The sequence below is a fragment of the Dactylosporangium sucinum genome, assembly GCF_014647515.1.
Lineage (GTDB): Bacteria > Actinomycetota > Actinomycetes > Mycobacteriales > Micromonosporaceae > Dactylosporangium > Dactylosporangium sucinum.
This window is the reverse complement of the sequence record NZ_BMPI01000059.1, coordinates 65,461-74,565: the sequence shown is the minus strand read 5'-3', so window position 1 is coordinate 74,565 and position 9,105 is coordinate 65,461. Positions and strand designations below refer to the sequence as shown.

The 9,105-nt window shown below is 69.6% G+C and carries 11 protein-coding genes; 7 read left to right on the top strand and 4 right to left on the bottom strand.

Translation table 11 applies throughout. The features are described from left to right. The coding region (locus tag IEZ31_RS41915) for a helix-turn-helix domain-containing protein (RefSeq protein ID WP_444542477.1) at positions 1–366 on the top strand (366 nt) is incomplete at its 5' end. Between the two features lie 102 nt (positions 367–468). Here the strand turns inward: IEZ31_RS41915 and IEZ31_RS41910 are convergent. Both IEZ31_RS41910 and IEZ31_RS41905 read right to left on the bottom strand, forming a co-directional pair. After that, the gene (locus IEZ31_RS41910) at positions 469–1,302 is read right to left on the bottom strand and encodes a hypothetical protein (RefSeq protein ID WP_190255693.1); all 834 of its coding nucleotides are present in this window, start codon (positions 1,300–1,302) and stop codon (positions 469–471) included. Positions 1,303–1,532: 230 nt separating this feature from the next. Then, positions 1,533–2,051 (bottom strand): hypothetical protein, encoded by a 519-nt coding sequence (locus tag IEZ31_RS41905; protein ID WP_190255692.1) that lies wholly within the window; start codon positions 2,049–2,051, stop codon positions 1,533–1,535. Positions 2,052–2,413: 362 nt separating this feature from the next. On the opposite strand from IEZ31_RS41905, the gene IEZ31_RS41900 reads away from it, so the two are divergent. Both IEZ31_RS41900 and IEZ31_RS41895 read left to right on the top strand, forming a co-directional pair. Then, entirely contained in the window at positions 2,414–2,839 is a 426-nt protein-coding gene (locus IEZ31_RS41900) for an NUDIX domain-containing protein (protein ID WP_308429489.1), read from the top strand. 382 nt (positions 2,840–3,221) lie between these two features. After that, a complete protein-coding gene (locus IEZ31_RS41895; protein WP_190255690.1) occupies positions 3,222–3,614 on the top strand; it encodes a hypothetical protein in 393 nt (130 codons plus the stop codon). A gap of 51 nt (positions 3,615–3,665) precedes the next feature. Here IEZ31_RS41895 and IEZ31_RS41890 read toward each other — a convergent pair whose 3' ends face one another. Further along, the gene (locus IEZ31_RS41890) at positions 3,666–3,893 is read right to left on the bottom strand and encodes a hypothetical protein (protein WP_190255689.1); all 228 of its coding nucleotides are present in this window, start codon (positions 3,891–3,893) and stop codon (positions 3,666–3,668) included. Between the two features lie 407 nt (positions 3,894–4,300). After that, the gene (locus IEZ31_RS41885) at positions 4,301–4,819 is read right to left on the bottom strand and encodes a hypothetical protein (protein ID WP_190255688.1); all 519 of its coding nucleotides are present in this window, start codon (positions 4,817–4,819) and stop codon (positions 4,301–4,303) included. Positions 4,820–4,962: 143 nt separating this feature from the next. Between IEZ31_RS41885 and IEZ31_RS41880 the strand changes: the two genes are divergently transcribed. The 4 genes from IEZ31_RS41880 (at position 4,963) to IEZ31_RS41865 (ending at position 8,774) form a co-directional block, all read left to right on the top strand. Continuing rightward, positions 4,963–5,985, top strand: coding sequence for a GNAT family N-acetyltransferase (locus IEZ31_RS41880; RefSeq protein ID WP_229836543.1), 1,023 nt, complete (start codon positions 4,963–4,965; stop codon positions 5,983–5,985). A gap of 71 nt (positions 5,986–6,056) precedes the next feature. Continuing rightward, entirely contained in the window at positions 6,057–6,740 is a 684-nt protein-coding gene (locus IEZ31_RS41875) for a hypothetical protein (RefSeq protein ID WP_190255686.1), read from the top strand. A 272-nt stretch (positions 6,741–7,012) separates the two neighbouring features. Continuing rightward, positions 7,013–7,486: an RNA polymerase sigma factor gene (locus IEZ31_RS41870; RefSeq protein WP_229836541.1), complete on the top strand. Its 474-nt coding sequence runs from the start codon at positions 7,013–7,015 to the stop codon at positions 7,484–7,486. Further along, positions 7,476–8,774 carry a hypothetical protein gene (locus tag IEZ31_RS41865; RefSeq protein ID WP_190255685.1) on the top strand — a complete coding sequence of 433 codons (1,299 nt, stop codon included), beginning with the start codon at positions 7,476–7,478 and terminating at the stop codon, positions 8,772–8,774. Before IEZ31_RS41870 ends, IEZ31_RS41865 begins: the two co-directional genes overlap by 11 nt. Positions 8,775–9,105 lie beyond the last annotated feature (331 nt).

Here is a 9,105-nt window from a genome sequence, read left to right as displayed (position 1 = left end):
GCGACGCTGTTGCGGGAGCACCGTGGGGACGGCCACAACGCGGCCCTCGTCGTTCATGGCGTCGGCGGTACCGAGGCTCATGTCCTGTTCGCTGTTTCCCTTGGAATGCGGGCGGAGGAATTCGGCCGGATCCACCATCTGGGCAAGGCGCAGTTGGCTGCAGTCGTTGACGGGCTGCGCGGCCGCGGTCTGGTGGACGCCGGCGGCGGGTTCACCGACGCCGGCCGGGAAACCAGGCAACGGATCGAGGCGCTCACCGACGAGCTGGCGGCGCCGGCGTATGACGTGCTCAGCGCGGACGAGCTCGACGAGCTGATCGCGGGGCTCGAGCCGGTCGCCACCGCGGTAGAGGCGGTCGACTACTGAGCCGGCGTATCAGGCAACGGCCACGCCCCAGCTCGGCACGGCGGCTTCCAAGACGCCGAGCGCTTTCCGTCGTCGGTTGGCTGAGGCCGCACTACTCGCAGGTCAGGCCGCCCGCCATAGTGCGGTGAGTGGCCGGTCCGCGAGGACGAGCACGATCGAGTCGTCGTGGTGCTTGACGTCGTCGGGCCAACTCAGGTCCGAGGACGGGATGAGCTCGGCACAGGCTTGGTCGGCCCAGCGGATGATGCCCCGGATCGGCAGGCAGCCGGTGAGCCGCCCCGTCGTCGCGGCGAGGCTCATCGGCCAGTCCTTGGTGCGCAGGTGCTGGGCAAGCAGCTCGGCGATCTCGGCCGGCGGCTGGCCGGTGCTGCTCCAGACCTCGATGGCCTCGGTGCACACCCCGGTGCCGGTCCGGCAGTCCAGGCCGATGCGCCTGCTCTGCAGCACTGCCGGGAAGGGCCCCAGGTCGTTGCGGTCAACGGCGACGTCGCTCGACCTGGGACGTAGGCCGGCGGGGCCATTCGCGACGACGGCGGCGAGGCACAGCAGCACGACGGCCCCACCCGCGCCGGACAGCAGCAACGTCTTGCGCCGCTCGGGCTCGGCGGTTGCGACGCACGCGGTGAACGCCGCGACCCAGACCAGGACGGCCAGCGCGAGGTACGGCAGCAGCCAGTCGGTCTGCGGTGGCCTCAGCGCGTGCGGCCAGCGTGTCGATGCCACCACGAGCCCGACCAGCCCGGCCAGCAGCCCGCCGACGACGGCCGCGCCCGAGCGCCAGGCAGGGGCGAGGAGCACCGCGACGAGCGCAGGCGCAGCCAAGAACAGCGCGGTGGTGAACCACTCCCCGAGCACGTCAGCGGTGAACCAGGCTGTCCAGCCCGTCACGGCCAGTGAGATGACCACGGCGCCCAAGCGCCAGCGACGAACGAGCATCGCGGCATTCGATCACGCCAGACCGGCCGCCGCCACCCCGCCGTAGCTCATGTGCGCGCACGCCAAGACCCGCGTCCTACGCAGCGTCTCTTGCCGCGTGCATCGCGCACGACTCGCGGCAAGATCGGACACGCGATCATGCCGCCACAATGGTCGTGTGGGCGATGACCGGCAGGATCTCCCGGTGCAGGACGGCGTGCCGATGGACATGGAGCAGGCATGGGAACTGGCTACATCTTCAAGGCCGGACAGTAGGGCTTGACCGCGGCATTGGCCTTGTCCATCTCGTCGATGGGGTCAATGGTGGCATAGCTGTCGGCGCGCCACGTGTCCGCGTAGATCACCGAGTAGTGTTTGATCGCTGCCTTCGCCGCGGGATCGGCGGCCTTGGCCAGCTCGGCGTCGATCACCTTGTCCAGCCTGCTGAGCACGACCTCGGCATCTGCCTTGACCTTCGCGATCTGCTGCTGGTCATGGCTCAGTGACGCCTTGGCCATCGCACTGCCGAGCGGCAGCAGCTGGGCCTCTTCTGCCTTGTAGGCGGCCACCACCGCATTGCACACCGCCTCGGTGTTGGCTTTCACGTCAACGGTGGCGCTCGGTGCGGCCGCCCGTTCGTGGCCGTTGTGTTGCCCGGCCCTCTGGTGCATCCGGTGGTCAGGCCGACCGTCGTGGCAAGCAGCAGCACCGGTAGCAGTCGTGGCGTTCGCATGTTGTCTCCCCGTGTCGTGAACCAGCGACAGCAGCATAGAGACCACCACCGACACTTTCTCTGCGCTGGTGCTTTGGAGGAGTTGCGGGCCTGGGCAATCCGCGAATCCTGCGGGCGTGGCTTCGTCGGTACCTTCTGGACTCGTTTGTCGGCGAGCGTGGGTCCGACCGCCCGATGGCCCGATTTGTGAGTTCGGGGCCATACGTGGTCGGCGAGGGGGATCAGCCGGGCGAGCCGGCGCGAGCGGGTCGCCAGCAGCGTGGACATGCTCAGCCGGGATGTTCGGTAGGAGCGCAACGGCCGCCCCCACTGGCCGCGCACGGTCAGCGGCGGAACAGTGTGCCGGTCACCGTTCGGCAGGGTACAGCGTCGGCTCGCGACGGGTGGCACAATGCGCCTGTGTCGATCTCCGCGGATGGCTCTCCCAAGGCTCGCATCGTCACGGCGTTGCTGCGCGACGGCAACCGGGTTCTGCTCTGTCACCGATCTCCCCGGCGCCGTTGGTATCCCGACGTCTGGGACCTGCCCGGTGGACACGTGGAGCCCGGGGAACTGCCCGGCGCGGCACTTGCCCGAGAGCTTCGAGAGGAGCTGGGCATCGACATCGCGATACCGGCGGGTCCGCCAGCGCATGAAGTTCAGGGCGACACGTTCGACATGCAGATCTGGCTGGTCGAAGCGTGGATGGGGTCTCCGGTCAACATCGCGCCAGACGAACACGATGCCATCGCATGGTTCACCGAAGATGCGCTCGGAGAGCTATCCCTGGCTCACGACAGTTACCTTGCGATGTTCAGGAACGTTCTTGCCGAGCATCGGGCCTGACCACGACAAACTGAACACGCGCTCACCGGCGGGCGCTGTGGGGTTCGAGCGAACGGGTCGCCGCCAGTCGGTAGCAGCCGCGATGGACCTTGAATCGAGCCGGCAAGCGCCGGAAATCGAGGCGAGGACCAGCACGTTCCCGAACGCGTGACCTCTTCGGAAAGGCCGAAGCGTGCGGGGCACGGAGTGCGGATGCGTCGCGGCGGGCGCGGCACACCGTTGACGGTCAGAAACCCGCACCTACTCGCGCGTCGGCGCGGTATGTCCGCGCGCCCCGCGACGAGCGTGAGGCCGCCGAGATCAGTATCGTGCCGATCGCTGGTTCCCGGGGGAGCGGGTAAGCCGGCGCGAAGGGGGAGTTGTTCCATCCATTCTTCCGGACATGAGGAGGACGGGCGTGGGCTTCTACGGCACGTTGGTCATCGCGAGGTGTGACACGCTGCTGCCGAGCCTGCCCGAGGTCCAGTCCGCGTTCGGCACGCGGGTGGTGTGGCCGTACCGCCGGGACGGCGGTTGGCAGCTGCTGCACCTGGCGTCGCCGTTCGGGCATCAGTGGCCGACCGTCGGTGCGGGGCCCGCTCCGCTGGCAGAGTCCACCGGTGCTCCGGCCCTGGCGGTATGGATCTCGGAGAGTTCGTGCCTGCAGTACGCGGCCGCAACACCCGACGGGCAGTCGTGGACGGCGCACTTCGCCAACGACGCCAACGCCGACGTCGAATGGCTCCGTGCCCGCGCCGCTTCGCTCCCGGCGCGGCGACCCCCGGCGGTGCGCTGACCCAGCTAGGCACGTCGAAGCCCAACGGCCAAGAGTGGTCAGCCGCACAGATCAGCGATCCCGCTGTTCTCCCTTACGACGGCGCTCCTCCTCTTCCCGAGCCTTACATATCTCAGCCTCCCGGGCTCGCTTGAAGTCCTCCCACTTGAAGTAGGCCCAACCGCCGCCGATGATCACGGCGAACGCCATGACGGCGGGGCCAACGGTGTGAGCAATCTTGCCGATCTTGTCGAGTAGGCCATCCTCGTCAGCGAGAAGGCGAGCCACATTCGTTCGCATCAGGCCATCTCCAGCATGTGCGCAGCGCCTGGGTGGATGCTAAAGCCTAGTGGGCAACCGATCGACAATCTCGTACTGCCTCAGCCGATCGTGTCGAATCGAGACGCCGACAGGGGATACCCTTCCTGCTTCTGGCGGGCACACCCAGGAACTGGTCTACCGTCCAACCCCGGTGATGGCGTACCGCCACGGCACCCTGCGCAACCGCCCCACTCCCGGCGGCACGAGCGTGCGCCGGTCCCGGTGAAACGCGTCGGCCAAAAGACGCTACGAAGTGTGGCGATCTTCGCCCAGCCGCAGCCACGCGCTCGGCGGCAGATGTGCACACCCGATCAAGCTGTGGGAAGTGTTGTCGATACGCGACCGGTTCCGCGAACACGTACCTGGCGTGTGCCTGCCGTACCTCATCATCGCGCGCGGGCCCGCACCTCGGCGGCGCAGGCCGCGGCGATCGGCGCCCACTGCGTGCCGAACGCCGTGGGTGCAGCGGTTTCCGGGGCGGACTGCTCGCGGACCACGGCGGTGAAGAAGGCCAGCATCCGGTCCTCACCGAACCGCTTCGCCAGGCAGGTCACGGCCAGCAGCGCGATACCGTCCCCGTTCCACCAGGTACTCCACTGCTCCGGCCCGGCGAAGTAGACGACGTACCGCTTCGGCGGCGCGCCCCATCGGGCGAACCGGTCGGCGATGTCGGCAGCCTTGCCGGCGGCTGCGAGCGTCTGCTGCAGGTCACCGGCGAGGGAGACCGGCGCGGCCAGGATGACCCGCCGCCCGTGGACGGCCCGCAGCGGCGTGAGATCCCACGGCAGCACCGTGCGCTGGAAGCTGGTCGCGACGGCTCGCGCGTCCTGCACGGTCCACGTGCTCGGCAGTACGAGCTCGGCCGGCTCGCAGTCGGCGTCGCCGAGGCAGTACTCGATCGTCACCGTTGCCCGCGCTCACCGTGATGCACACGGCCGACAAACGTCCTCGACGGAGTCAACGCCCCGAATCCCGGCGGCAGATCCGTGCACTCTCATGTCCCGCGATCTTGGCGATGCAGCGGTCAGAATGGCGTGTGATCAGTCGAGTGGCAGCAGCCGACGTTCGCGTCTTCGATCGAGCCATACATGTGTTCGGCGCAGTGCCGGGCGGCGGCCAGGAATTCCTGGAGCGTCCGGGTGCTCTGGCCTTCGTGGCCTCCCAAGCTGAAGAGATCTTCGGATGGTGCTGGGGCTATCACCTGGTCCGACCCGACGCCTCCTCGATGCTCTACCTGCATCAATTGGAGGTGGCGCAAGAACACCGCCGGAGGGGAGTCGGACGGGCGCTTCTCCATGCGTTCATGTCGGCCGGTGCGCAGGCCGGTGCCACCAGGATGTTCTTGACCACGGGCGAGGCGAACGCCGCTGCCCGGTCACTGTACGAGTCCCTGGGCGGTGTTCTGGCCGCACAAGGTCCCACGGTCAGCTACTGGTTCCTGTTGCATCCCGACGCAACGGCATCAGTTCGCCCTGCCTCGGGCCCGGAAGCCGGTCAGGCATCTGTGTGTCGAGTCTTGCTGCTCACCGGCGTCGCCGGGGTCGGCAAGTCAACCGTGGCGGACGCGGTCGGACGAAAGCTGACCGAAGCGGGCCACGTCACGGCCGTCGTCGACACAGACATGCTGGCTCAGTTCGGGCCGCCCCCGAACGCGGGCCCTGCGGGTGGACGACTGTATGACGAACTCAAGTGCGTCAACCTGGCGTCCGTATGGACGAACTTCAGGGCTGCCGGCGCACGATTCCTCGTCGCCGCGGCAGTCATCGGCACCGTGGCCCAGCGGGAACGGTATGTGCAGAGTCTCACGGGCTGTGACATCCGCGTGGTCAGGTTGATCGCGGATGTAGACACCGTCCGCAGGCGCCTGCGCCAACGAGACACCGGACCAAAGCTCGAACAGCATCTCAGGACGCTGGACGAGCACGGGCCTGCACCGACAGAAACCTCTGTTGAGGACTTCACGGTCACCAACGACCGTACCCCCGCGGAGGTCGCCGCCGGGATTCTCGTCCGAGCGGGATGGATGGGTCAGGTCAACCGACCCGGCGCCGATCGCACACCGCCGCCCTGACCCGGGCGGCTTGCCAGGCCGCCCTATCCTCAGGGCGCGCGTCCAGGCTTGTGTACCGGGGGAGATACGCCATGGAGTCCGACCAGCACCTGCCGGCACCGCCCGACGACGAGGAACTTGCCGCACCGCCTACCGCTGCCGGTCCGCCGCCGTTGGCCATGGTCGGCGTGATCAGCGCCGTCCTGGCGCCGATCGCCGCCGCGCTGACGCTGCTGATCTTCTTCCGGTTCGGCCGGGTCACCGAGCCCACCACCGCGGATGTGCAAAGTGCCAACCGCCTGTTCGCAGCGGCCCGAATCGTCGTGCCGATGCTCGCGCTGTTCGGCGCCGCGTACGTGTTCGTGACCTGGCGCCGGGCGCGGTGGTCCGTGCTCCGCGGGCTGGGCGCGGCCCTGCTGGCGCTCAACCTGGTGGTGGCCGCCGGCTTCGGCCTGTTCGTGCGCCTCCGCACGGACATCTTCGACCACTCCGAGCACCGGACATGCGGGTTGAGCAAAACCACGTCAGGTGTCGTCTTGCAGCTGCAATGCACGCTCACGGCGACCAATGCGCCGACATCCACGGTCAGCCTGCACTGGAAGGGCATCAGCGACCCTCCAGGCGCCGTGTTCGAACCCGGCTCCGGAACGCTGGCGCCGGGCGAAACCTCGCCGACGATCTCGATCGACGCCGGTGCTCAGTGTCCCATCGTGTTCATCCTCCGCGACGAGCAGCAGGGGAAGGAGATCCGCAGCCAGTTCGACGGCTGCAGCTGAGACGCATGCCGGTTGTTACGGGCCCGGGCGGCGGGTAGTCGCTCGGGCCATGAATCTGGTCCTTGTCGCCACCGCCGAGGGGTTGCCCGCGCGGGCTGGTCCACCACGACAGCGAGCGCGCCGACCGTATGCCGCGCGGTGCGTCACGTTGAACCGGCGCGGCTCGGCTTCCCCGTCCGCGCGTCGGAAGCGTCGCGTCGCACGCTGCTGGGGCCGGTGATTCTGGGACGGGTGGAACCGATCGCGTCTGCTGTGCGCCAGAGGAGGTGACCGTGCTTTCCGAACCGGCCGTTCGGGGCGACTTCGACGCGCTCTACGCGGCGCAGTTCGCCCCGATGGTACGGCTGGCGTGTGTGACGACCGGCAGCGTACCGGCGGCGGAGGACGTCGTGCAGGAGGTGTTCTTGGCCTTGCTGCACCGTCCGGACGTCCGCGAACCAACCGCATGGCTGCGCCGTGCCGTCGTGTCCAGGTGCACCTCCTGGGTGCGTCGTCGACGGCTGGAGAACCGCCATGCCGGCCAGCCTGAGCCTGAACCGCTCGTGCCGCTGGGGCCCGACGCGATCGCTGTCCGCGCCGGACTCGCCCGGCTGCGTCCGCGGCACCGGGCGGCCATCTTTCTGCGCTACTACCTCGACCTGTCCGAGGCCGACATCGCCGACGCGCTGAACTGCCGGCCGGGCACCGTCAAGTCCCTGCTGCACCGGGCCCACTCCGCACTGCGGGAGCACCTCGATGACCACTGACCCACGCCTGCGCGCCGCCGTCCACGAACTCGTCGCGGCGATCCCTGTGCCCGCGGTAGCGCCGCCCGTCAGGCCGCTGCCCTCCCGCCGATCGTGGCGGCCCGTGCTCGCGGCCGCCGCCGTCGTGGTGCTGCTGCTCGCGGTGGGGCTGGTGCGCTTGCCGGCGGCGCCGAGCGCACCTGCCGCCGGTCCCGCCACGCTGCCGCGCGTCTTCGCCGGCCACTCCTACCTCACCGCCACCGTCTCCGCCGCGCCTGCCGGGGCCGCCATCGCCATCTACGGGTACGGGCAAGGCGACCTGCCCTTCCAGACCCCGCAGCTCATCGCCGTCGGAGTAGACGGGCGCACCTACCGCGAGATCGATCTTGCCAGTAAGCGCGGTCGGCCGGTCGACGCCCCTCTGCTGAAGTCACCGGCGGCACCCGTCCTGCTGTCGCCGGACGGCAGCAGGGTCGCCGTCGCCGACGCGCGCGGGCCGGTCCACGATGTGGCGATCGTGGACCTGACCACCGGCCGTACCCGCAGCTACCCGGTGCCCGCCGGCTCGGCGATGCAGCTACTCGCGTGGTCGCCGGACTCGATGCGGCTCGCGTACGCCGCCGCGCCGTATCGGGCGGACAGCCATGGCGACCCCCGAGTCGCGCTCGCCGCCGACGGCGAACTGACAGTGCTCGACCTGGCCACCGGCGCAACGTCCACGGTCGCCGGGCAGCGCGGGGTGCTCGACGCGACGTTCTCCCCCGACGGCAGAACGCTGGCCGTCCAGGTCGGCACCGAGCTGCGCCTCCTCACCGCCGATGGTGGGAGTACGGTCATCCCGCTGCCGGACGGGCACCGGCTCGGCGGGCCGGCCGCCTGGTCACCCGACGGCAGCCGGCTCGCGCTCTTCCGGGTGGCCGCGGGCAGCCCGTCCTGGGCGGCCGGATACTGGTCGCCGAGCGGGTTGGCGGTCCTCGACCTGCCCACCGGAGCGTCCGCGCCGCTCGACACCAACGCGACCACGATCCTCGGTTGGCAGGGCGCCGACCTGTTGGCAAGCAACAGCGACACGATTGTCGCGGTGCCGCCGACCGGGCCGGCCCGGGTCCTCGCCCGGCTCCAGCCCGGCAACGACCACTGGATCGACACGGTGCAGTTGGCGACCGCCCGGACCGGCGACCTTACGGTACGCGATACCGTCGTCGATCGCGGCCCGTGGCCGTGGTGGCTGCGGGTGCTCACCACCGGGCTGCTCGTCCTGGCGGGCGGCGTCGCACTCATGGTGCTACGCCGCCGACGGGCTCGTTGAGGCCGTGGCAATGCGCCGCCAGTCGGTGCCGGCCGGCGGGACCTCGGCGGCCGGCGGCAGTACCCGCATCAGCTCCGCGACGCCGGCCGGGTTGAACTCGGGCCGCGCGGTGGGATCGACGTCTCTCCACGTGACGCCTCGCTCAGCGCCGTTTCAACGGCGTCGTCGAACGAGCTGCCGATTCCCTGTCAGGGCAACGGCGAACGGCGACGTTCGGGCGTGCGGACCCGGACGGCCCGGATCCGTTCCGGTGGCAGCGGCACCGGAAGGGCCGCGGCGACGACGCTGATCGGGCGCTGCGTCGCGTCGCGGCACGGGTAGACCTTGACCG

Bases quoted from the DNA above. Each gene is read 5' to 3' on its own strand.
- IEZ31_RS41910 (WP_190255693.1), bottom strand. From the start codon at position 1,302: ATGCTCGTTCGTCGCTGGCGCTTGGGCGCCGTGGTCATCTCACTGGCC.
- IEZ31_RS41905 (WP_190255692.1), bottom strand. From the start codon at position 2,051: ATGCTGCTGTCGCTGGTTCACGACACGGGGAGACAACATGCGAACGCC.
- IEZ31_RS41895 (WP_190255690.1), top strand. From the start codon at position 3,222: ATGAGGAGGACGGGCGTGGGCTTCTACGGCACGTTGGTCATCGCGAGG.
- IEZ31_RS41865 (WP_190255685.1), top strand. From the start codon at position 7,476: ATGACCACTGACCCACGCCTGCGCGCCGCCGTCCACGAACTCGTCGCG.
- IEZ31_RS41875 (WP_190255686.1), top strand. From the start codon at position 6,057: ATGGAGTCCGACCAGCACCTGCCGGCACCGCCCGACGACGAGGAACTT.
- IEZ31_RS41890 (WP_190255689.1), bottom strand. From the start codon at position 3,893: ATGCGAACGAATGTGGCTCGCCTTCTCGCTGACGAGGATGGCCTACTC.